General features: G+C 36.8%; 18 protein-coding genes. 4 read left to right on the top strand and 14 right to left on the bottom strand.

Annotated features, from left to right (window positions below; all coding sequences use genetic code 11):
* Positions 1-173: 173 nt before the first annotated feature.
* Positions 174-3,062: a histidine kinase gene (locus tag HND50_14110; GenBank protein NOG46371.1), complete on the top strand. Its 2,889-nt coding sequence runs from the start codon at positions 174-176 to the stop codon at positions 3,060-3,062.
* A 68-nt stretch (positions 3,063-3,130) separates the two neighbouring features.
* Here HND50_14110 and HND50_14105 read toward each other — a convergent pair whose 3' ends face one another.
* From HND50_14105 to HND50_14090, 4 genes are all read right to left on the bottom strand, one after another.
* Positions 3,131-3,559, bottom strand: a complete 429-nt coding sequence (locus tag HND50_14105) for a YjbQ family protein (protein NOG46370.1) — start codon at positions 3,557-3,559, stop codon at positions 3,131-3,133.
* A gap of 234 nt (positions 3,560-3,793) precedes the next feature.
* A complete protein-coding gene (locus HND50_14100; GenBank protein ID NOG46369.1) occupies positions 3,794-5,041 on the bottom strand; it encodes an FtsX-like permease family protein in 1,248 nt (415 codons plus the stop codon).
* A 113-nt stretch (positions 5,042-5,154) separates the two neighbouring features.
* Complete coding sequence (locus HND50_14095; protein NOG46368.1) at positions 5,155-6,390, bottom strand: FtsX-like permease family protein; 1,236 nt, start codon at positions 6,388-6,390, stop codon at positions 5,155-5,157.
* Positions 6,391-6,453: 63 nt separating this feature from the next.
* A complete protein-coding gene (locus HND50_14090; GenBank protein ID NOG46367.1) occupies positions 6,454-7,725 on the bottom strand; it encodes an efflux RND transporter periplasmic adaptor subunit in 1,272 nt (423 codons plus the stop codon).
* Positions 7,726-7,946: 221 nt separating this feature from the next.
* On the opposite strand from HND50_14090, the gene HND50_14085 reads away from it, so the two are divergent.
* Together HND50_14085 and HND50_14080 are read left to right on the top strand one after the other, a co-directional pair.
* Positions 7,947-9,221 (top strand): amidohydrolase family protein, encoded by a 1,275-nt coding sequence (locus HND50_14085; GenBank protein ID NOG46366.1) that lies wholly within the window; start codon positions 7,947-7,949, stop codon positions 9,219-9,221.
* Between the two features lie 9 nt (positions 9,222-9,230).
* Positions 9,231-11,051, top strand: a complete 1,821-nt coding sequence (locus HND50_14080; protein ID NOG46365.1) for a hypothetical protein — start codon at positions 9,231-9,233, stop codon at positions 11,049-11,051.
* Between the two features lie 6 nt (positions 11,052-11,057).
* On the opposite strand, the gene HND50_14075 is transcribed toward HND50_14080, so the two are convergent.
* The 5 genes from HND50_14075 to HND50_14055 form a co-directional block, all read right to left on the bottom strand.
* Positions 11,058-12,422: an insulinase family protein gene (locus tag HND50_14075; GenBank protein ID NOG46364.1), complete on the bottom strand. Its 1,365-nt coding sequence runs from the start codon at positions 12,420-12,422 to the stop codon at positions 11,058-11,060.
* Positions 12,423-12,424: 2 nt separating this feature from the next.
* Entirely contained in the window at positions 12,425-13,687 is a 1,263-nt protein-coding gene (locus tag HND50_14070) for an insulinase family protein (GenBank protein NOG46363.1), read from the bottom strand.
* A gap of 129 nt (positions 13,688-13,816) precedes the next feature.
* Positions 13,817-14,386 carry a TlpA family protein disulfide reductase gene (locus HND50_14065; GenBank protein ID NOG46362.1) on the bottom strand — a complete coding sequence of 190 codons (570 nt, stop codon included), beginning with the start codon at positions 14,384-14,386 and terminating at the stop codon, positions 13,817-13,819.
* Between the two features lie 19 nt (positions 14,387-14,405).
* On the bottom strand, positions 14,406-14,654 hold the full coding sequence (locus HND50_14060) for a hypothetical protein (GenBank protein NOG46361.1): 249 nt from the start codon (positions 14,652-14,654) through the stop codon (positions 14,406-14,408).
* A complete protein-coding gene (locus HND50_14055; protein ID NOG46360.1) occupies positions 14,647-15,234 on the bottom strand; it encodes a sigma-70 family RNA polymerase sigma factor in 588 nt (195 codons plus the stop codon). The genes HND50_14060 and HND50_14055 overlap by 8 nt, the downstream gene beginning before the upstream one ends.
* A gap of 140 nt (positions 15,235-15,374) precedes the next feature.
* Between HND50_14055 and HND50_14050 the strand changes: the two genes are divergently transcribed.
* A complete protein-coding gene (locus HND50_14050; GenBank protein ID NOG46359.1) occupies positions 15,375-16,493 on the top strand; it encodes a hypothetical protein in 1,119 nt (372 codons plus the stop codon).
* Between the two features lie 2 nt (positions 16,494-16,495).
* On the opposite strand, the gene HND50_14045 is transcribed toward HND50_14050, so the two are convergent.
* From HND50_14045 to HND50_14025, 5 genes are all read right to left on the bottom strand, one after another.
* Positions 16,496-17,284 (bottom strand): heme ABC transporter ATP-binding protein, encoded by a 789-nt coding sequence (locus tag HND50_14045; protein NOG46358.1) that lies wholly within the window; start codon positions 17,282-17,284, stop codon positions 16,496-16,498.
* A 95-nt stretch (positions 17,285-17,379) separates the two neighbouring features.
* Positions 17,380-17,997 (bottom strand): hypothetical protein, encoded by a 618-nt coding sequence (locus HND50_14040; GenBank protein NOG46357.1) that lies wholly within the window; start codon positions 17,995-17,997, stop codon positions 17,380-17,382.
* Positions 17,998-18,009: 12 nt separating this feature from the next.
* Positions 18,010-20,511, bottom strand: coding sequence for an adenosylcobalamin-dependent ribonucleoside-diphosphate reductase (locus HND50_14035; protein NOG46356.1), 2,502 nt, complete (start codon positions 20,509-20,511; stop codon positions 18,010-18,012).
* A 374-nt stretch (positions 20,512-20,885) separates the two neighbouring features.
* Entirely contained in the window at positions 20,886-21,749 is an 864-nt protein-coding gene (locus HND50_14030) for an ABC transporter substrate-binding protein (protein NOG46355.1), read from the bottom strand.
* A gap of 17 nt (positions 21,750-21,766) precedes the next feature.
* The gene (locus HND50_14025) at positions 21,767-23,944 is read right to left on the bottom strand and encodes a TonB-dependent receptor (GenBank protein NOG46354.1); all 2,178 of its coding nucleotides are present in this window, start codon (positions 23,942-23,944) and stop codon (positions 21,767-21,769) included.
* Between the last annotated feature and the right edge of the window lie 64 nt (positions 23,945-24,008).

The following is a 24,008-nucleotide window of genomic DNA, read 5'->3' as shown; positions in this document are numbered from 1 at the left end:
TTATTTTAACAGCAGGGATTGGTCCATTTCTATCCCTGCTGTTTTTTTAAATAAAATAACTATACATTAAAGCGTCTATGAAACCCAAATCTCCAGAGAACAAATCAAAACTCGCCAAAGCTTTTTATTCTGATTTTCCTACCGGAGACCGTTTTAAAGTATTCCAATCTTTAATGCGTTTTCGTGTTAGAGAAATCCTGCTTGTTTCAAGCCAGTATAATTTATTTCTATTAGAAGAAGACGGGCGCATTTACCAGTTTTTACGCCAGGAATATTTTCAATTAAATCTAAGCCATTCACCAGAAATTGTACGGGTTTCCAGCGGCAAAGAAGCATTAGATCTACTAAGTGAAGAAAACAGAATTGATCTTGTAATTACTACAACCCATAGTGGTGATATTGCCGTAAATGATTTTGCCAGAAAAGTTAAGGAAACAAACCAAAATCTCCCTGTTGTGCACCTTGTTTTTGATACCAGTGAATTTAATCCGCGTTTAACCAGCAGCACACCAAAGCCATTTGACCGAATATTTACATGGAATGGTGATTTCAGAATTATTATTGCAATTATTAAACTTATTGAGGATCAGCAAAATGTTATCCGCGATGTGAAGCTTGCCGGTGTTCAAATTATTTTACTTGTTGAAGATAATATTCGTTTTTATTCCTCCTACCTGCCTATTCTCTATTCTGAACTTCTAAGCCAATCTCAAACGTTGATAGAACAGGGAATCAATCTTTATCATAAATTTTTACGGATGCGCGCCCGCCCTAAAATTTTGCTTGCGACAAACTTTGAAGAAGCATGTCAATATTTTGATGATTATGAAGAATACATTTTAGGGGTTGTATCCGATGTAAATTATATGAGAAATGACCAGCGTGATGAACATGCGGGAATACATTTAACGCGCTATATAAAAGAAAAGAAGGCCGATATTCCTATCCTTCTTCAATCGCACGATTTGGCAAATCAGAATAAAGCTTATAAGGCAGGAGCTTCATTTTTACATAAAGACTCCAGATATCTTTTACAAGAGATCCAGAATTTTACAATAGAGAACCTGGGCTTTGGTGATTTTATTTTTAAAACTGAAAAAGAACAAGAAGTTGGCCGGGCAACCGATTTAAACAGCCTGAAAGAAATGCTAAAAACTATTCCCGATGAAAGCTTAAAGTATCATTCGGACCGCAACCATTTTTCCAATTGGCTAAAAGCCAGACGCGAATTTTGGCTGGCATTTAAACTAAGACCCAGAAAATTATCTGATTATGACAGTGTAGATGATTTGCGCAATCTACTTGTTTCGTCTCTTGATTTGTACACAAGCATGCAGCAACGAGGTGTGTTAACAGATTTCAATAAAGACACATTTGATCTTGAATTTGGGTTTTCGCGCATTGGCAGCGGTTCAATCGGCGGGAAGGCCCGCGGACTAAGCTTTTTAAACCAGCTTGTTAACAATCATGATCTTCACATGAAGTTTGATAATGTGATCATAAAAATCCCATCAGCCCTGGTTTTGGGAACGCATGTGTTCGAATCCTTTATGAACAAAAACAAGTTATTTAAAACTGTTATGGACATGCAGGATGATGAAACAATTTTGCAAACATTTCTGGATGCTGAATTCCCTAATGAAATTTCAGAACAGCTTTTTGAATATCTTGAAATTGTAAAACAACCCATAGCTATTCGCTCTTCCAGTCTTTTGGAAGATTCTCAGTACTTCCCATTTGCGGGTGTTTACAACACAGTAATGTTTGCCAATAACCAGGAACATACAACCACCAGGCTTGTCCGGCTTGTTGAGGCTATAAAAACAGTATATGCGTCTACATATTCGCAAAGGGCGCGCAACTATATGAAGTATACGTCATACCGGCTGGAAGAGGAACGGATGGCCGTAGTAATACAAAACCTGGTTGGCAACACTTACGGCTCTCGTTTTTATCCTGATATTTCAGGTGTTGCAAAATCTTACAATTATTACTCTGTTCCACCTGCAAATTCCGATGATGGTCTTGTATCTGTTGCACTTGGATTAGGCAGGACGGTTGTTGAAGGCGAAAATAGCCTAACATTTTGTCCTAAATACCCAAAGCATATTCAACAGTTTTCAACAGTGGAACAAACGTTGGAAAACAATCAAAACAGTTTTTACGCGATTGAACTTTCGCATGATCATGAGCATCGAATTGGCGATGATAAAAAATATTCCATGAAAGAAGCCGAAGAAGACGGATCACTTCAATTTAGTGCATCTACTTATTCACATGAAAACAGGGCTATTTATGATGGAATCTCGCGTCATGGACAACGAATAATTACCTTATCCCCAATTTTAAAGCAAGAAATTTTTCCGCTGCCTGAAATCATTTCGTCTTTTTTGAAACTTGGCAAAGAAGGCATGGGCAATGATATAGAATTAGAATTTGCAATGCGTTTTTCCAAAGATAAGGAGAAGCCTCACGAATTTTGTCTTTTGCAAATGCGGCCCATTGCCAATAAGAATGATAATATCAAAATCACATTTTCTGAAAAAGAGAAGAAAAATTCACTTTGTTTCAGCGATCGAGTTTTGGGCAACGGACATATTAAAAATATCTGTGATATTATCCTTATTAGCCGCGATAGCTTTGACCGTTCGAAAACTACAATAATTGCCGATGAAATTATGCAGTTCAATTCTCAATTATCAAGAAAAAATAAGCCATATGTTTTAATAACTTTGGGCCGGCTTGGCAGCAGTGATCCCTGGTTGGGAGTACCTGTAAATTGGGAACAAATTGCAGGGGTTAAAGCAATAATTGAAAGCGGCATAAAAGAAATGGTTATCGAACCATCACAAGCATCGCATTTTTTTCAGAATGTGAGTTCATTTAAAATCAGTTATTTTACAATAAATCCTAAAAATGAAAAACACTTTTTAAACTGGGATTGGCTTGATAAACAAAAAACTATTTCCACTCTCCGTTATGTGCGCCACTTAAGATTGGACAGCCCGCTTTCCATAACAATAAATGGGCGCAACAACAGTGGACTTATTTCCTTTAAATAAACCTTGATAACTTCAGTACCAATGTATCAATAGAAACAGAACAATGTTCTGTCGTTACATAACACTTTTTAATTATCCACCATGCCTGTAAACTGTAAAGTAATTGTGCGTGTTCTGGATCTGTTATCAAAATCCAAAAGAATGATTTGTTGCCAGGTGCCACGAACCAACCTGTTTTTATAAACCGGCAAAACAACCATTGGCCCCATTAAAGTAGATCGTGCATGCGCATAGCCGTTTCCATCATGCCATGTGTCATTGTGATGATATCGTTTGTCCATGGGGGCAATGCCTTCCAGCATTTCCGGTATATCTTTCATAAGCCCCGGTTCATATTCCACTGTGCTGATTGAGGCCGTTGCACCATTTATAAAAACCAGCATCTGCCCTTCCTGCAGGCTTTTATCAGCAATAAATTGTTCTATCTCGCGAGTGATATCCACCATATCATTAAAACCATTTGTAGATTTTTGGAATTGTTTGGTTATAACATTCATCAGTTACCCCCATTTAAAGTTTTTCTATATTTTGAATAAAATATACTTTTTTAACACAGAGCTCGCAAAGAACCCTGAGAAAATACTTTTTAGAAATCTTATCGTTGTGCTTGGATGGGTTATGAATGTGAAGAATTAAAAGTTGATACAAAAACAAAAACCCCGGCTTTGCCGGGGTTTTTCTTCTTCGGCGAACTCTGCGCCTCTGTGTAAAAAAAATGGTTACAAAACTACCTACTCATAACGCAAGGATTCCACCGGAATTAAGACGGATGCTTTATGCGCCGGCCAAAGTCCAAAAATCAAACCAATTGCTGTACAAAATGCGAGGCCAATAATGGCCCAATCCATAGGTATGTTTATGGCAAACCCGGTAAACACACTAACCAGGTTACCCAGGCCAAAACCAACTGCAACACCAATTAAACCGCCAATATTAGATAGAATAATAGCCTCTAATAAAAACTGAACCAAAATATTATTTCGCTTTGCACCCAGTGCTTTGCGCACACCAATTTCCCTCGTCCGCTCAGTTACTGATACCAGCATAATATTCATAATGCCAATTCCGGCCACTATTAAGGCCACAATTCCAATCACAAATGCACCTGTTTTTACACCGGCTGTTTGTTCGTTAAATGTCTTTATCTGGCTGTCATTAGAAAAGATGGTAAAATCATCTTCCTCATTGGATTTAAGACCACGCATGCGGCGCATCAATGCACGGGTCTCGGCAATTGCATCTTTAATAATCTCTGGAGAATTGGCTCTCACGGTAATATTTACTGAACGCTCAAAATGGCGATTTGGATCTCGCATGCCATAAATATCTAAAAATTTTGAGATAGGGATAATATTGTAGTTATCAAATCCTGAGCCAAATGCTGATTTCTTTTCTTCGAAAACACCAATTACAGTGTATTTATGTCCGTCAATTTTAACTACCTGCTGTAGAGGACTTGTCCATGGAAATAATTCCCGTGCAATCGCATAGCCGATAACAACTACACTGCGTCCAAACTTAACATCTTCATTAGAAATATTTCTGCCATGCTGCACAAAATGAGTATTATTCGGCGGATATTCAGGAGTGGCTCCGCAGACCGTCATGCCTCCATTCGTAGCTTTGTCACGGTATTTTACTGTATGGCCAAAACTCCAAAGCTCTGCTCCAACCAGGCTAACCGTTCCTACATTCTCACGGATTGCATCGGCATGGGCAACTGTCGTTGGCCGTCTCTTTGCGGCCTTAATTCTTTCCGCCCTGGTAGATGGTCCATTTAACCATTTTTGTACCTGGAAAACATCGCTGCCCAAAACACTCATTTCATCCTCGATTGTATTTTGAATAACCGAAATTCCAGTCATTACACCAATTATTGAAGCAACACCGGCAATAATGCCAATCAGGGTTAAAAAGGAACGTAATTTGTGGTTCCAGATGGATGTTAAGGCCATGCGAAATACTTCAGGTAGTATCATAATGGTTTCCCAGTTTGTTTAATTTCCTACTCAGCGTCATGCCGAAAATAAATTCAGGATGACGGTAATTACTTTATAATTAATGCTTTCATTCTGCTTCGGTTTTCAAAAAATTATTCAAAACTAAGCGCAGTGATCGGATTTAAACGCGAAGCCCTGTAGGCCGGGATAAATCCAGATATAACACCGGTTAAAATTGAAATTATCAACGCCACAATCACGATAGGCAATGAAATGCTTGCCGGCATTACATACGTATTGATTAGTGAGGCCACTCCAAAAGAAAGCACTACACCAATTATCCCACCAATCATACAAATCGTAGATGATTCAAAAAGGAATTGAGCCAGAATAGATTTCTTTTTTGCACCAATACTTTTGCGGATGCCAATTTCCCGTGTCCGTTCAGTAACAGATACAAACATAATGTTCATTACACCGATACCGCCAACAAACAATGAAATTCCTGTAATTAATAAACCAACAAGAACAACAATGCCCATAACATTATTATATGCGTCGATTAGAGTATCCATTGTATTTATGGCAAAATTGTCCTGTTCGACCGGCTTAAGTTTTCTAATTTTGCGCATCTCACCCATCAACTCATATTCAAAATCGGCCATCGCTTCTTGCGAAGGTGCCTTTACAGAAATTGTATAACCACGGTGTCTTCCACCAAAATATTTCTCGAATGTTGTAATAGGTACAAAAATCTGGCTATCAAAATTTGGCCCACCAAAAAATCCGGCGCTTCCTTGCTTTTCCATAATGCCAACAATTCGGAATTTATACCAGCCTATTTTGATCTTTTTATTGATTGGATCTACGTTTTTGAAAAGGCGATCTTTAATATCGGTGCCAATAACGCAAACTTTTTTCTTGTATTGAATATCAGCCGGGACAAGAAAACGTCCAAATTCCGGGAGCCCTTCCGAGACTGCAATATGCTTGTCAGTGGTCCCTACAATTCGGGTACCTTCCAAAACTTCGGATTCGTATTTTGTATCACGACGCGTATCTGTAGTAGGGTTGATGGCCAGGGCATCGTTCAGGCGGGTTTCTAATTTCTGGCTGTCCTTGTAGGTAAGATTGGGCCGGTTTCGAAAATCACGAAAATTGCCGGAGAAAATCCATGGTGTTCGGGAAACATGAAAAACATCAGACCCGACAGCGGAAATACTTTCTTTAAAATTATTGGAAAGACCGTTTGCGGCTGTCATGGTTGTAACAACTGCCACAATGCCAATAATTATCCCAAGAGTAGTTAAAATGCCCCTGCTTTTATAACCTCTTATCGCGTTTAATGCGATACGAAAAGCTTCATTTATGTCTGACATTGATCTCATAAAACAGACTCCGAAAAAAAATTTGAAAACCTTCCAGATAGCTAAACCTGGAAGGCTGATTAATTAATCGTTAGCAGCAAGTCTTTCTTCATCCCCGCCTTCTACACTAACCTCAGTTCCATTTTGCAAAACCTGGCTAATTGCCCGGTAGTTTCCGGTTACAATCTGATCGTTTTCAGAAAGTCCACTGGTAATTTCTATATGTGTCTCACTTTGAATTCCAGTTTCCACCTGAACAGCATTTACTTTATCTCCATCAACAACAAATACAACCTGTACAAAACCATCTTTATCCGGTGTATATTGTGGTGCAGATGCAGAATCTTGTTCAGTTTTCTGGGCCGATTTGTTTTTAAGCTGATCCGGTGTACGTACTGCAACACTTTGGATGGGCACAACCAAAGAGTGTTCACGGACTTCAGTTACTATCTCTGCACCAGCTGTCATACCAGGCCTCAAACTTTCACCGGGATCAGAAATGCGCACTTTAACTTCAAATTCAGTTTTCTGATCGGCTGTACCTTGCGAGCTTACTTTTGCACTACTGGCGATTTCACTTACAACCCCTTTAAACTGAACATCGGGCAACGCATCTACTTCAACAGATGCTTCATCACCAAGTTGTAGTGCTACAATATCATTTTCATCAACATCTACAAGCGATTCCATATTATTAAGATTGGATATCACCATAATTACATCTTCCTGAAATTGGGAACCAAGAGCAATCTCGCCTACTTCTTTATTTAGCTGCGATATTGTTCCGGCCATTGGCGCATAAATTGTGGTTTTAGAAAGATCGTCTTTTGACTGTTTCAATGCTGCATTGGCTTGGTCAACCTGCTCCAAATTTGACTGGTAACGCGCTTTTTCTACTTTGTAGGAGGCATATGCCTGATCCATTGCTGCTTGCGATTCCAATTTCTTATCAAACAATTCTTTCATGCGTTTGTAATCTTTTTCTGTACGAATCATATTTTCTTTAACAAGATTAGCATTGGCCAGCATAGAACGGTGATTAGCTTCAGCACTTTCTACAGAAGCCAAATATTTTTCTCTGTCCAACTGAACCAGGAATTGGTTTTTTTCTACCCAATCACCTTCATTAACATCCATCTTGGTAATTTTGGCCGCTACATCAGCACTAATTTTTACCTGGGTTTCCGGTTGAATAATACCTGTAGAAGATACTGTTTCCACAATTTTCTTATATTCAACTTTTGCAGTTTGCACTGTCAGGGCCTCTTCTTTATCGCTATTCATAGTGAATGATGCGATGATTCCAATGACCACAATTAAAACAGCAAACGTCCAAAACATTTTCTTTTTGCCCATTTTATTTCTCCACATTTGTGATTGGTTGTTTTCTTTTTTGAGGAATTGCTTTTCTCTTTACGGGGAGAGGATGCAAAATGTTACGAAACTTTTTAAAATTGATTTTTCTACAGCCAATAATAAAATCGTTTGAAAATATATTTATTTTGTTAATTTGTCATAGAAAATGTTTAAAACTATTGGCAACCTTCAGTCTAAAACAGAATATTTTACAGGAATAAATGATTAAATCTAAAGAAAAGAAAACAGGTTTGAGAATGATAAACAAAAACTTATCGCTAAAAATAATCGCCTTTTGTTTACTACTTATAATACTTGCGGGTTGCACCGGAATGCTTACAAAAATTGCAGGTGATTTTAAAGGGCCACCAGAAGAAATGCATGTACAAATTAGCGCCAAAGCAAAAGAGCTCATTTCTGATGCATTTTCCGGGATAGATAAAAACAAACTTTTTGATTATCACAATCATATAGTTGGGTTAAACACACATAACAGCGGGACTTTTGTCAACCCTGCGATGCAATCGGTATTGCATCCATTTAGAAACATACGCTACAAAGTTTATTTAAATGCAGCCGGGATTAATGATCCACAACTGACGGACTCACTTTATGTCGACAGGCTTGTACGATTGGTTCGGGCAATTCCGGATCATGGAAAATATGCTATTATGGCTTTTGATAAACACTACAATAAAGATGGTATTATAGATACAAGTTTAACAGATATTTACACACCCAACAACTATGTTTATCAAGTATCACAAAACAACCTGGATTTGTTTATACCTGCGATATCTGTCCACCCATATAGAAAAGATGCAATTGAGGAATTGGAAAAATGGGCTGCAAAGGGCATAAAAATAGTAAAATGGCTGCCCAATGCAATGGGTATGAATCCTGCAGACTCTACAATAATTCCTTTTTATAAAACAATGATTAAACATAACATGGTTTTGCTTTCGCATGCAGGTGAGGAAAAAGCAGTTGAAGCGGAGGAGATGCAAAAACTTGGAAATCCCTTACTATACAGGCTTCCACTTGATTTAGGGTTAAAAGTAATTATCGCTCATTGTGCAAGTCTCGGTGAAAATGAAGACCTTGACTCAGAGGAAAAAGAACCCGTCTCAAACTTCGAACTGTTTTTAAGATTAATGAACAATCCAAAATATGAGAACCATCTTTATGGTGAAATATCCGGTATTACTCAGTACAACCGGTTTAAAGAGGCCTTAAAAGTTTTATTAGAAAAAGAAGAGTGGCATCATCGCCTTGTCAACGGCTCGGATTATCCTTTGCCTGCAATAAATTTTGTAATTCGTACATCCTCATTGGAAAAGGCTGGGTTTATTACTGAAGAAGAGGAAGAAGCATTAAATGAAATTTACTCTTATAATCCTTTGCTTTTTGATTTTGTTTTAAAGCGCACAGTTCGACACCCAGAGAGTGGTAAAAAGTTTTCCGATGATGTTTTTCATTCCCCTTTTAATTTTTAAGGAATTTCTATGGCCGGCATTTTTGGCTTTATAAACAAATCAAAAAAATATAATTCTGAACAGATTTCAGAAGGATTAAAAGTTGCTGCTACTCAAGGATTTGACAATCCTGCCAAGTCTTTTTTATCAAAAGAAAAATCAGTGGGAATTGGGTTTGCAGCGCCTTATTTCAACTCATCCTGGCCTCAAACAAGCAAAAATGGCGCCTATGTTTTCCAATTATTTGGAGAAATATTTTTACCGGACTCATCATTACTATCAGAAAAGAATTTTGAAAATGGTTTTCTTTATCCATTCTTAAAATCGGGAAAAGATTTTTTATTAAAACTAGATGGTGCTTTTATTTTTTCCCTATATGATAAAAACAATGATGAAATGATTTTGTGTAATGATCCCTTTGGAAACTTTTCATTACATTATTATTTCGAGCAAGATCTATTTATTTTTTCTTCTCAAATACACGCAATTACTAAAACATTGCAAAAAAAAGCATTTGATGAACAAGGTCTGAATGAATTTGTTGGCTTAGGCTACAACCTTAATAATCGCACCTACTACAAAGACATAAAAAGACTACAAGCAGCAGAGATAGTGAAAGCATCTCAAACTAAACTTTCAAGTTCTAAATATTATATTCCTAACTATACTTATAATAATGAAACACAAAAAAGTATTATTATAATTAAAGACGCGATCAGTAGTTCAATAAAAAAAAGGATTGAAAATCACAACTCAATCGGAGCAGCAATTACAGGTGGATTTGACAGCCGCGTAACCTGGGGTATTATAGATCATTTAAACTGTACCAAGAAAGTAAAAGCATTTACGCACGGGCTTGAAGATTCCAGAGATATTTCCATTGCCAGAAAGATATCTTCAAAATTGAAATTGAATCATAAAACTCTGATTTTCGATAAGGATTTTATAAAAACACTTCCCTCAATCTGGGAAAAATTCACTTTTATGACAGAAGGTCTTGTTCCTATAACCGCCGCTCATGCATGTAGATCGTGGGAATTTTCTAAAAGAAACTATAAGCTTTTATTGGATAGTCATGGAGGCGCTTTATACCGCCGCCAATTTATGAAGGTTGCTGAGAAACGGATTAATAGTTCCTTGCCGCTTCCAGATCAATTTGTACATTTTATAAAATCACCTCTTTTAAACTCAGGTTTGTTAAAAGAACATTTTCAGTATTCCACTTTAGTTATGATTAAAAAATCCCTTGACCAATATTTTGAATCCACAAACCATATAGAAAACATTGCAGATAAGATTGACTATTTTTATATCAATCAAATTTCTGCTAACCGATATTCATACGCAGGGAATGCTCAAATGAATTGGGTTTTGCTGGCACATCCTTTTCTTAATTTGCAGGCTTTTAATGCCGTTCAAAAGCTTTCTCCTCAGCACAGAAGGAATCAATCTATTTATCGCTATATTGTAAATGAAACCTCCAAACAATTAAAATCATTTTATCTTGAGAATATGGGAATGCCAGCCCCATATCATGGGTTTACTTTTTTTCGGTATTTCCCAATGGTCTACGAGCTTGTGCTTCAAAACTCACTTAAGAAAGTTAATGAAATAGCCTACCATAAATTTTCACTAAGGAAATTTGTAACCGACTACGACCTGTTTTTCAGGGTTAATTTTAAAGAAATTAAAGAAATTCTTTTGAGGGAAAATAGCGTTTTTTTTGATATTGTAGAAAAAAAAGAATTGGAGAATCTGGTAAAAAAAGCTGGAGATAATCATTCCTACAAATTATCGTCATGGGCAAACTTAATTACCCTTAAGTTATTTTTTGATGTTTTTCACAAATAAGAAGATTTATTTTTCTTTTTTATATATTGATACTTCAACATCAAAGTTCTTTTCAAATTCAGCTTCCACATGGTTTTTATCTGTGCAAACAACAATGGATAATTTTTGCGGATGTAAATATTTTTTTGCTGCCTCCCAAACCTGTTCTTTTGTTACAGCGGCAATTTTATCACGGTAAGTTCGGTAGTAATCATCTTCCAGATTAAAGACAGTAATATTGGAAAGCCCGGCTGCAATTTGAGAACCGCTTTCAAAAGCCAGGGGAAAAATTCCAGCCAAATATCCTTTGGCCTGCTCCAACTCTTCATCTGAGACCATTTCTTGCTGAATATTTTCAATCTCTTTTATAATCTCTTTTACAGAATCAATTGCAAATTTTGTTTCCACTGCAGTATTTACCATAAAAACACCCAAGGCTTTACGAGTTATAAAACGTGATGAGACGCCATATGTATAACCCTTGTCTTCTCTAAGGTTTAAATTTATACGGGAAAGGAAATATCCGCCCAAAATTTGGTTAAGCAAGGCTACGGAAAAATAATCGGGATTTGATCTGTCTACACCTAAATGGCCAATGCGGATTTCAGCCTGCTGGGCATTTTCTTTATGTACCAGAAACAATTTTTGTTGCTCGTTCAGGGAAAACTGCGGTTCAGTAATTTTATAAAGTACTGTGTTTTGCCATTTTCCAAAATTTTCTTCCGCAAGCTTTTTTGCTTCAGCAGTAGTCAGATCACCAACAATAATTAAAGTTGCATTTTGCGGTTGGTAGGCTTTTTTATAAAAAGATAAAACATCATCCTGGCTAAATTGTTTAATCTGCCTGCTATTCCCACTGACTGGAATTCCATAGCGGGTTTTACCATAAATTTCTTCGGCAAACTTTTCATGAGCAATGCTTCCGGCATTATCTGCAATTCGTAAACGCTGATTTAATAATCTTTTTCTAGTTCGTTCAATTTCATCTTTATCAAAAGCAGGGTTAAAAAGCGCATCACAAAGCAGGTCAATACTTGGTTGCAATTGTTTTTTTATTGCTATCATCTCCAAAAATGCGCCGTTCCAATCTGCATGCGTACTAAATTGAGTTCCCAGGTCTTCCAGTGCATGGGAAAAATCGAAAGATGATTTGGTAGTTGTTCCTTCAGGTATCAAATCCGAAACAAAAGATGCCAGCCCTTCTTTCCCGGAATCATCAAAATTTGCTCCGGAATTTATTACTAATTGAAAAGCCAGGATAGGTAATTTCTCATGGCGGGCAAAGACAATTTCTAATCCATTGGACAATTTAAATCGATCAAATTCGGGAAAATAAAAAGTACGTGGTTTTTGGGCCTGTGGTATTTGTGAACGGTCAAAAGTTGTTTTCATATTTATTTTGGTAAATAGTTCAATACCACCCTGTTATTTTCTGTTAAATATTTCTGCGCCATGTTTAGAAGTTCTTCCTTTGTAATGGCACCGTAAATGTCAAGTTCGCGATTAATATATCCTGGGTCATCAAAATGCACGGCAGCCACGTTTAATGAATCGGCAATATGAGAAATTGATTGTAATTCTCTCAGTTTCTGTGCATCAATTTGGTTGTTAATCCGTTCAATTTCAGAGTTTTCTACATGGCCTACAATAACCTCATCAATTTCCTTTTGCATTGCCTTTTCAAGCTTTTCAATGGGCACACCATTCTGCGCAGTTGCTACAAAAACCATTAAAGCAGTTCCTTCGGTTCCAAATGTAAAAGCATAGGCGTCCTGGGCCAGCTGCTGCTTATAAACAAGCGAGTGATAAAGACGTGAACTTTTTCCTGTCGATAACAGATCAGAAAGAAAATCGGCAGTGTACCAATCCTTTTCACCAAATGCCGGAATATGATAAGCCATGTGAATACGAGGAAGCTGGATATTGTCTTTTACATTTTCCCTTTTTTCCCCTGAAAACTGACCGCTAAAAGTATTCTTTACTGCCGGAATTGACTTTACGCCTGCTATCGGACCAAAGTATTTTTCAACATACTCTTTTGCCTCAACATCATCAAAATCGCCCGCGATGCATAAAGATGCATTTGCCGGAGAATAATAGGTTTTAAAAAATTCACTTACATCTTGCAGAGAGGCATTATCAATATCGTCCATGTAACCAATAATAGGCCAGTGATATGAACAGTCCGCTGGATATGCAGTTTCCAAAATCTTTTCAAGCCAGGTTCCATAAGGTTGGTTATCAACTGTTTGACGACGCTCGTTTTTTACTACATCAATCTGGTTATCCAGTTTTGCCTGTGTCATTGCCGGAAGTAGAAATCCCATTCTGTCTGCTTCAAGCCATAAGGCAAGCTCGAGATAATGGGATGGGACAGTTTCATAGTAATTTGTGCGATTAAAAGATGTTGAACCATTTACAGATCCACCAATACTCTGAAGCAAACGAAAATGCATATCGCTGCCGACATTCTGGCTGCCCTGAAACATCATGTGTTCAAACAGATGTGCGAATCCTGTTTTACCCGGTCTTTCATTCCAACTACCAACATGGTACCATACATTTACACTAACAATTGGTGTGCTTTTGTCCTTGTGCAGGATAACACGCATACCATTAGATAGCCTATATTCATCATATTTTATGTTTAAATTCATGAGCGGAAGATAAGGATTTTACTATTAAATTGCGAAGCTGAGTTAATGGATTTAGATAAAGATGTAATTTGGGAGTTAAAATGGAGTATTGTTCAAAGAAAAATCTAAAAACAATACTCCGAAAATTAATTAAAGAACTTGCTTTATAATTCCTTCAAATTGCTCTTTTGATCTGGCACCAACAATCTTGCCAAGTGCTTTGCCTTCACGATCAATTACAAAAGTTGTAGGGATGCTTTGAATACCACCATAATCCCATCGGGTCTTATTGTCATCCAACAAAACCGGATAATTAATTTTATATTTATCCATAAAATCTGGAATTTTTTTATGATCATTTGGGCTGTCTACAGAAATACCCAAAATGGCAAATCCCTCAGATTCATATTTGTCAACCAGCTCAACAAAATGAGGTATTTCAGCCCGGCATGGACCACACCAAGTTGCCCAAAAATTTAAAAAAACTACTTTCCCCTTATAGTCTGCCAGGGACACCTTTTTCCCATCCACATCTTGTAATGTAAAAGCCGGGGCCATAGGAGCCTCTTGCTGGCTGGCCTGTTGAGCCTGATTTTGCGGTTGTTGAGTTTGTTGCTTAGGCGCGATATCGGCGGAGGTTGTTTGTGAGTTAACCCAAAACAAACCAAGGAATACAATCACCACAAAGCCAATTGCTTTTACTTTAAAATCTAACTTCATCTAAATACCTTTCTAAATATTATTGTGCATCTTTAAATTTTTCCAAACCAAGTTTTTCAAAAAGCCGTTGGTTAATGTCTTCCGGTAAATCTTCCGGACATTCTTTTTCTTTACATAACACGACTGTCTTTTTAACCGTATCAAAATACACGCGGCAATCTTTGCTCGTCTTTAAAACGTCGATTAATTCTTTGCAGGCATCGGCATCCAGGTCATCACACAAATGCTCACTTATTAATTTAATTTGTTCATTAATATTTTTAGCCATGTGTACCCACCAACCTTTCTTCAAAGTATTCTGAAAGCTGGCCACGCAAAAACTGGCGCGCCCTTAATAAACGGATTTTTACATTTTCTTCTGTAATATTTAGTATCTCGCTTGCTTCTCGTGTGGAAAGACCTTCAATATCACGAAGAATAAAAACTGTTTTATACTTTTCCTTCAAAGTCCCGATTGCCTCATCAATTTTAGCCCGGGTTTCCTCGTTAGAAACATCAATTGTTGGATCCTGGCTCCAATCGACTAGGTTATTAAGCTCTGTTTGTTCCGGATCAAAGTCATTATCCTTAAAATTGGCTTTCCGGATTTTCTTTTTTCGTAAAAGCATGAGAGCTGAGTTTGTTGCGATTCTATAGACCCAGGTAAAAAAGCTACTGCGTCCATCAAACATATGTAGTTTGGCAACAACCGTTAAAAATGTCTCCTGAAGTATATCTTCAGCTTCTTCCTTATTACGAAGAATTCGCAAGGCCAAATTGTAAACCCGTTTGCTGTATCGATTTACCAAAACACTCATGGCATGTTTATCGCCCTGCTTGGCAAGTTCGATTATTTCATTTTCTTCCAATTTGCTTCCTTTTATTTATTGATGATTAACATCATTAGTCGTTACATTATAGTCGAACTTAATTTGTTTTATTTTACAAAACCAGCTTAAACCATTGAGAATTTATAACATTTTCAATTGTATTAATAATCCTAATAACTATGCCCATAAGATACTCAACCTATATTCGAAAAACTAAAAGTTACTTAATTGTTCTAGTAATTTTCCATTTTTTTTCCAACAGCTTTGGCCAGGATAAGAATTATTATTTTTATCACCCGGATATTAAGATCGGTTCTGAAACCACATTTAATCCTTTATCTGTTATTCTGAATGGAGGGTTTGATATTCTCAGAAATGGGAAAAGTTCAAAAAACATTTCAAACCAACATTACAAAATAGGTATTGAAAATGTTTTCCAAAATCTCTCACATCCTCTGAAAAATATAAACAGGTTTGGTTGGCGCCGGTTTCTAACAAGCGAGGTTTTCCCGGTGAGCAGCAAATCTGAAGATTTTCAATATTTCCCCAATTATGGCAACCATATGATTGGACATGGAATGAAATATGTTCGTTTGAGCGAGTGGTTCGATTATCATAATTATTCTTACCCAAAAACATACGCATTTTTAACCTCTATGACTTACGCATATTTAAACGAAGTTATTGAGAATGGTAATAACAGGCATATTAATGTTGACCCAATAGCTGATATGTTGATTTTCAATCCGCTTGGAATTCTGCTTTTTAACACTAATTGGGCAAAAACCTTTTTTTCTAAAACTCTTCCTTTATATGATTGGTCCCTTCAACCTGTTTATAATCCACTAAACAACCATCTTGAAAACACAGGCGAACAGTATGTTTTAAATTACCGCCTAACTGCGAACTATTCGTTGTTTTTTTATTGGGGAACTTCTGGTATTTTTGGTGTTACTTCTGCTTTGGAAGATGGCTATAATTTATCATTCGGTGCCGGCGGGATTGTAAATAGATTAATTGAAAAACATAAAATCAGATCAGGATTTTGGACACGCTATGTTGCGCCAGAAACAATTGATGGTGCCTTAGGTGTGTTTTATGATTATAAACATTCTTTACTTTATTCTTTAATAGTTACCGGCCCCATTTATTACAATGCCCGCTTAAACATTTACCCTGGTTTTTTAAAATATAAAAACTTTTCGCCTGGTATTTTTGTAGGGGCAGGTGAGTTAGACAGTTTCCAATTTGGTATTACATTTGCCGGTTTCCCTTTAGGTTTGGAAACAAAAATATAAATTCAAGAACCATTTTTGTCGTAATCGTAAGGCAGGATATATATAGACTTTGTAAATGGATTAATATCAATATAGACTTTTACTCCGTAAACCTCTTCAATAATTGGAAATTTTAACACTTCTTCAGGTGTGCCATCCCTGACTATTTTGCCATTATTAAGCAATATTAACCTGTCACAATACTGAGCTGCCAAATTGATATCATGTGTGACTGTAACGACTGTTTTCCCTTCATCTTCTCCTAATTGTTTTAACAACCTGTAAATTTCTTGTTGATGTTTTAGATCAAGTGCGGATGTAGGTTCGTCTAAAAGTAATAGATTTGTTTGTTGAACCAATGCGCTGGCAATTATAGTTCGCTGTTTTTCTCCACCGCTTAATTCGCTAAAATTTCTATTTTTCAGGGGAATCAATCCTGTTATGGCCAATGCTTGATCAACAAGTTTTTTTGAATCTTCATCCTTGGTAAAAAGGTTTTCTTCATGCGGGAAACGCCCCATAGCAACTACATCTTGCACTGCAAAATTAAAAGACATGTCCACGTTTTGTGGCACATAGGCCAGTGTTCGGGCAAAATGTTTTCGATCCAATTTTGTAGTTTTCTGATCGTTAATCAGTATTGATCCATTAACTGGTTTTAATATGCCAGCCATCAATTTAATTAAAGTGGATTTCCCGGAACCATTTGGCCCAATAATGCCTACGTAACTACCATCAGATATTAAGAGGGAAAGGGATTCTATAAAAGATGCTTCTGAATAAGAAAAATCCAGCTGATTTATCTTTAACATAAATTACCAACTCATCGGATACTTTATTTGTATTCAAATAAGCTAAAAAAAAAGCCCCAATTGGGGCTTAAAAAATTCTTACATTTTTGATATTTTTATTTATCGCATTTACTGTAACCGCATTCCGGGTTTATACAGGTTAAACAACCATTTTCCATTTTTACACTACGGTCGTTACAATCCGGGCATATTTGAAATTTCGTATTTGTCATATCCAGAACTTCTTTTTTAGGCGCGGCATTTATTGAAACTGCTTCTGCAACTACAGGATTTGTTTCTTTTTCAGTTACACCAATCTCAAGGAAAAAACGTTCTATAACATCGGCAACTTCAGAATAAAACGAATGAACAAAACGTCCATTTCTGTGATAACCGCCGTTTGGATCATGAATGCTGCTTAACTCTTCAAGGATAAAACTTGGATTTGAAGACTTCCTGAAAATTGCTGAAATAAGCCTGGTAAGTACAGCATACTCAGCGTTTTTTGTAAGATCTTTGCTGTTGATAAAAATCTCAATTGGCCGTTTTTTGCCATTTTGGACAATATAGCCCAAAGTGATATAAACGCTGTATTTAACAAAACCGCTGCGTAGTTTATAAACTTTTGCATCCACAATACCCGGGCGTTCTACAACATGCTCAGTCAAATGATCGAGTGGTTCTTCCTGTGAAACTTCAGCTATTTCAAATTGCTGTTCTTCAATACGGATCATTTATATCTCCCTCTACGCTTTAACTTTGGTAAATTCGTTTTCTTTTTTTTGTGTTGTCAGATAGTGAAAGACGGTTGTCAATTCACCACTTGGTAATGAAATAATATCATCACCCTTAACACTTACTTCCTGGTCGCCCATCTTGAGCACAAATGTTTTCTCTTTGGCATCCTGAAATTCCGTTTTTTGTGATTCAACACTCAATATTGGAAAACGGCTGCCATCCCGGTAAATGGTAATTCCTTTTAGCCCTTTTTTCCAGGCGCTCAAATAAATATCCGAAATAGTTTCAGGCTCAATAGTTTCCGCCAAATTAACTGTAGACGAAATACTATGATCAACATATTTCTGACAGCGGCCCTGAATATCTATACGCTGCTGTGCACTAATATGGTGTGCTGTACGGAAAAAATATCCGGGCAAATATTCTGTTAATTCTGCTTCCGTTTGCGCCTCTTTTACCTTGTCACTCAGGCCATTGATATCTATATAAGCCTGCACCGTAGAATGAAAAACTTTAAAAAACTTATTTCCAAATGACTCTGAGCGGCGTGTATAAAAAAGAGCAAAAATTGGTTCCAGGCCACTACTTACACCAAGGTAGTTTTTATTACCATTTTTAAAACTTAAAACAATATTACTGATTGATCCGGTCGGTGCAATGGCCAAGAGTGCAATATTTCGCAGGCCATTTTCCTTTATCAGATCCTGAGTTTCTTTACTTAACGCTTCCTGGAAAAATGGACCGGCAGCATATTTGTTATAATCAAAAATCGAAGACTGGCCTTTTTCTTTGGCTAACTTTGCCGATGCCTGATAAGCTGCATCCGCAATTGTTCCCATTACATTTTCAACGAGTTGAATACCTTCATCAGAATCATAAGCTATGCCCAACTGATTAAGCATATCAGCAGTGCCCATAATACCAAGCCCAAGCCTGCGGGTTTCTGCGGCAGCTTTTCTTTGTTTACCAAGCGGATTAAGTTTTTCGTTCCAGCTAACAACATTATCTAAAAATCGAATAACTGTTTGTGTAACCTCTTTAATTTTATTCATATTCAGTTTTGCAGCCGGCGTAAAACCATGTGTAACAAAACGTGAAAGATTTATAGATCCAAGGTTACAGGCCCCACCATCTTCCAACGGAACTTCAGCACATGGATTAGTACTGGAAATAGGTCTGTCCACATAATTAGATGGTGAATACTTGCTCATGTGGCTCCAGAAAATCAAACCGGGTTCTGCTGTTTTGTAATTTCCTTCAACAAACGCATCCCACACTTCGCGAGCCTTTATCAGGCGGCGAATTTCCCCGGAAGGCTCACTTCCAAAATAGAGTAAAAAGTCACCACTGTAACGAACGGCTAAATCATAAGGCTGGTCATCAAGTTGAACGACAAAATCGCCAAATACATCGCGTTTTTTCGCATCAGCTAAATCATCATCATTCAACATTTTTTCATGATTTTTATATAGAAAATCATTTAATGAATTCAAGTTTTGAAAAACATTTAATTTCTCGTAATCGTTTATGTCCTTGGAAGGAATAGTAATTGAATAGTGATGTCCCGCATCCTGGTAAGCGCTTGTAACCAGTTTTTTATTGTACTTTTTGTAGACAACGATTTTATCCGTACCATAGCTTTTCTGCTCTTCTACAGCCTGCATAAATTCATCTGATACTTTTATGCTGATGTTTGCAAAACGCACCTGGGTATTTTCCATAACCTGGCGTTCAATTTCTTTTAGCTGTGGTTCATCAAACTTGCCGCTCCAACGTGCTTGCTCTATGATTTGCTCTGTCACCCAATTAGGAATTTTCTTAACACGAATAAATTCTGTGATATCAGGATGTTTTACATCGATGGTTAGCATTAAAGCACCACGGCGGCCACTTTGACCAATTAAACCGGTTGTTAAAGAATAAAGCTCCATAAAGGAAACTGCCCCGGTCGAGCTATCGGCAGCATTATGTACAACAGAATTTTTAGGACGCAGCGGAGAGATGTCAACACCAATACCACCACCAAATGAATATGTTCGCGCACATTCATAAGCGGCATTATATAAAGATTCGATATTGTCTTCTTCAATTTTGGAAACAAAACAATTAGCAAGGGTTTTTAGACGAAAAAGATCACCAGCACCAGCTAACACACGGCCGCCAGCAACAAAGTGGCCTTCATACAAAGCCTCGTAAAAAGTGGAAGCCCACTCCTCACCTTTAGCTTTATTACTTTCTATTGCAGAGACAAATGCAGCGAGCCTTGTAAAAATATCTTCAGGCCTTTTTTCAATCAGCTTGTTATCAAGATCTTTTACATAGTATTTTTTTTCATATATGTTCTTGGCAAGTTCATTATCCCCAAGGTACTCATTAGTTGGATGAACAGGTAGCGTGCCCTCTTCCTGTTTTTTTCGCAGCATTTGATACAATTCCTGGTAGAGTTTCAAACTCTCAAGGCTAATCAAATCCTTATATTTGCCCTTATGTGCGAACATATTTGTAAACATAATCTCTCCCGAATGATCTGTTTAAATCCTAATCCGTTTTGCCATCCTTGAAATCCGAGTCTTTCAAAACAGATACTTTTACATTTTTTAATAGTTTTTAGCCGAAGCAGGGGACATCAATAAAATATTTAAATATTAATCAATTAACTGCTTTTATAATGGAACAATAAAATTGTGCGGTTTTTATTGATTTGTTATGTCGTGTGAACGGAGTAAAATATGCCACTTTCAGAAACAGAATTCAAGGAAAAACTTAATTATTTTTTTCTCAATCCATGATGATTTTTCAACAAATAAAATTTGATTTTGGAAAGAAATATTGCACCAATCAATTTTTAAAGGATAATTCCGACATTCCATATTTTTTCATGCAATTATTCCAACATACGGATATGATATTGCTCTAAAATTTTGTGATACTCTTTGGCTAACAAATACATTCTTGGCCCGGGTATTAAAAAGTGATTGCCTGTTATCACAAAGATAGTATTATTTTTTACAGCAGGCACTTGCAGATCGCCCCACTCTTCCTTATTCAGTTCAACCTCGGATAAACCCCAGTTTTTATTGGACTTAAACTCAATTATTATTTCTGGGTCAGCATGCAACAAATCTTCCCGGTTAATCTGTACAAAAGGTGAGTCTAAATCGGGGAAGGAATTTCTCCCTCCTGTCCAAACCCAAAGTTCATTTATAAATGCACCAGGACCACTTATCCCTATATTACGGGTTGTCCCTGCATCACGCCCCAAAACAAGTATGGCTTCCGGTGTTATGTCCATGGATTTAGATCTATAAAAATCCAATGAATCCCTGATATCTGAGACCATCTTTTTGGCTTTCAAACTTGTCCCGGTTAGCACACCGATTGAGTCGATAGTAAGATAGATATCATCAACCGTTTTCTCAGGCAAAAGGACTATTCTAAATCGATCTTTTCCAAGCTTCTCAGCAAGGTTTTTATAGGACTCTGTGGCCAGGATTAAATCGGGTTTTAAAGCTGTAATTTTTTCAAGATTTGGATTAAAAAGCCCTCCAATGCTCTCTTTTTCCTTTGCCCCAACAGGAAAATTACAATAATCTGAAACACCAACAATTTGGCCCTGTACGCCTAACGAAAATAAAATCTCTGTAATATTTGGCGCCAGGGATATAATTCGTTGTGTTTCCCCACTTGGAGCTTTACCCGCACATGAAAACAGGAACGTTAGTATTGCTAAATAGAACAAATTTTTCAAAAAAATATTTCCTTAATTTACAGAGAATAATTTAAACCAAGGTATAAACCTCTGCCTCGTGTTGAATACCCTCTTATTTCTGAATATTTTTTATTCAGTATATTCTCAATACGAACATTCATTTTTAGTTGGCTTATAAATCTATAGCTGGTACTTATGTCTATGATTGTATAATCTGACACAGCAATTTTGTCCAACGAACCATAAGGACCAATTGTTGTATTGTAAAACACATCATCCCGTTTGCCCACATGGCGGATTTGTGTGTTAAAAATTAAATTGCTCTGTGGCTTAAAAGTTATGGAAAGATTTGCTGTAGTTGATCTCCTGGTCAATCCATCAATTTCAATATCTTTTGTTATAAAAGATCCGTTATTATAAACCTGAACATGATGTCCCTGAACTTGCTCTACATCGGCATCATTTATTGAATATTTTTGTTTCCCGGAAAGCAAACTGGCATTTCCACTAATAAAAACATTATCAAAAATTTTGGATATAAAACCAAATTCAACACCCATAGTTGTCATCGTTCCAGCGTTAATATAAGTATCTCCACGATCATCAAAAAAGGTTAATGAATCAATCGCTGTGGCGCCATTCCATAAATAAACATACTCATGAATATCACTAATTTCATTATTAAACAAGGCTGCAAAAAAACTGTGATTCTCATTAAAATTGTATTTAAATCCCAATTCTTGAGAGAATGATTTTTCAGGTTTGAGATTTGCATTTCCGCGGGTTATTCCCGATGAAAAATTTGCATCTGGTGTGTAGAGGCGATACAGTGATGGTGCGTTATAACCGGTTGCAACCGATCCATAAAGAAGTGCGTTTTCAAATTTGTAGGATGGATTTACTTCAAAAGTAAAAGCTTTGCCAAAAGTTGAATGATCGAGGTATCTGCCACCAAAGGCAAGGTTGAAAGCTTGCATTGACTCATTTAAAAGTGCACCATTTATATCAAAATGTGTAAACAGGCTTTGTGTTTCGGTTTCTAAATCCAAACTATCCAAACTGCTGCGTGCTTCATAAACTCCCCAAACACTATTCGAATAGATGTAATTGTTTGAGGTCATTGTTTCTTTACTGAGCCCGGCCCCCAAAAGTATGCCCAAATTATCTTCTTTATACTTAATGTGGAATTCATTATTTGACGTACTTCCATCAAAAATTGCGCTTACATATGTCTGGTCATAATTACCCAAATTATCAATTAATGAGGAATCATCAATTGCTTTTCTGTTCATGTCGGAATAGCCACCTAGAAAACTAACCTTTAAATAATCATTGATTTTATAGGTAGCATTATAGCTAAGCAGTGCACGTTCAAAATCCAGAATATAGTTGTCATCATCCGCAAAAGCACCATCATCAATATCCGTTTTTTGATCTGTGTTTTTGTAGGAAATAAAAGCATCCCAATAATTATTAATAAATCCTATTTTGGCAGAACTCTCCAATTTTTCGAAATTGTCTTTCTCAGAATTTCTGAATTTCAAGCTATCCGGCACATTGTTTATTGTTGCGTTCTGGCCATTGATTTTTGAATTGAACAACTCACCATTCAAATAAAATCCATTTTTGAAAGTATAGTTTAAAAAGAGGTTTTGATTGAAAAGCGAAGAGTTATTACCAAAGACTCCGGCCTGGGTTGAAAAATCAACATTAAATCCCGTTGCTCGGTTTTTCTCACTGATGAAGTTTATTACACCCCCGATTGCCGATGAACCATAAAGTGTAGAATGCGCACCTCTGATTACTTCGATTCGTTCAATATTCATCAGGGACATTTCAGAAAAATTGATACTATTTTCAATAGAAGATGGATCAGTGATACGCACACCATCAATCATCACCGCAGTGCTATTTGAATTAACTCCGCGCATAAAAATATTCTGTGCCGCTCCCGGGTTTTGACCATTGCCAATTATGGAAATGCCCTCTTTTTGAGCAAGAATTTCTGCCGGTGAAAGATAGACCGAATTGTCAATTACCTCTTTGGTAATAATTGAAAGGCTTCGGCTTACATCCGATGCTTTTTTCTCTGTGCGTGTGGCGCTGATAACAATTGTTGAGTCATACTTAAAAACTTCAAGTGAATCGTTTGTTTGGCTAAATAAATTTGATGACAGTAAAAACAGAAATAATAATTGAACAAGTTGAGAATAGTTGCCGGATGGTTTTTCCATTAGAATAATCCTTTAAACAGGTGAATGATGAAGCCACAAAAGGGGCGCTCTGGCGGAAAAGATA

Source organism: Calditrichota bacterium (assembly GCA_013112635.1).
Lineage (GTDB): Bacteria > Calditrichota > Calditrichia > Calditrichales > J004 > JABFGF01.
Note: the sequence above shows the minus strand (reverse complement) of the source record. Positions and strands in the feature narration are given on the sequence as shown.

Bases quoted from the DNA above. Each gene is read 5' to 3' on its own strand.
- HND50_14110 (NOG46371.1), top strand. From the start codon at position 174: ATGCGTTTTCGTGTTAGAGAAATCCTGCTTGTTTCAAGCCAGTATAAT.
- HND50_14105 (NOG46370.1), bottom strand. From the start codon at position 3,559: ATGAATGTTATAACCAAACAATTCCAAAAATCTACAAATGGTTTTAAT.
- HND50_14100 (NOG46369.1), bottom strand. From the start codon at position 5,041: ATGATACTACCTGAAGTATTTCGCATGGCCTTAACATCCATCTGGAAC.
- HND50_14095 (NOG46368.1), bottom strand. From the start codon at position 6,390: ATGAGATCAATGTCAGACATAAATGAAGCTTTTCGTATCGCATTAAAC.
- HND50_14090 (NOG46367.1), bottom strand. From the start codon at position 7,725: ATGGGCAAAAAGAAAATGTTTTGGACGTTTGCTGTTTTAATTGTGGTC.
- HND50_14085 (NOG46366.1), top strand. From the start codon at position 7,947: ATGATTAAATCTAAAGAAAAGAAAACAGGTTTGAGAATGATAAACAAA.
- HND50_14080 (NOG46365.1), top strand. From the start codon at position 9,231: ATGGCCGGCATTTTTGGCTTTATAAACAAATCAAAAAAATATAATTCT.
- HND50_14075 (NOG46364.1), bottom strand. From the start codon at position 12,422: ATGAAAACAACTTTTGACCGTTCACAAATACCACAGGCCCAAAAACCA.
- HND50_14070 (NOG46363.1), bottom strand. From the start codon at position 13,687: ATGAATTTAAACATAAAATATGATGAATATAGGCTATCTAATGGTATG.
- HND50_14065 (NOG46362.1), bottom strand. From the start codon at position 14,386: ATGAAGTTAGATTTTAAAGTAAAAGCAATTGGCTTTGTGGTGATTGTA.
- HND50_14060 (NOG46361.1), bottom strand. From the start codon at position 14,654: ATGGCTAAAAATATTAATGAACAAATTAAATTAATAAGTGAGCATTTG.
- HND50_14050 (NOG46359.1), top strand. From the start codon at position 15,375: ATGCCCATAAGATACTCAACCTATATTCGAAAAACTAAAAGTTACTTA.
- HND50_14045 (NOG46358.1), bottom strand. From the start codon at position 17,284: ATGTTAAAGATAAATCAGCTGGATTTTTCTTATTCAGAAGCATCTTTT.
- HND50_14040 (NOG46357.1), bottom strand. From the start codon at position 17,997: ATGATCCGTATTGAAGAACAGCAATTTGAAATAGCTGAAGTTTCACAG.
- HND50_14035 (NOG46356.1), bottom strand. From the start codon at position 20,511: ATGTTTACAAATATGTTCGCACATAAGGGCAAATATAAGGATTTGATT.
- HND50_14025 (NOG46354.1), bottom strand. From the start codon at position 23,944: ATGGAAAAACCATCCGGCAACTATTCTCAACTTGTTCAATTATTATTT.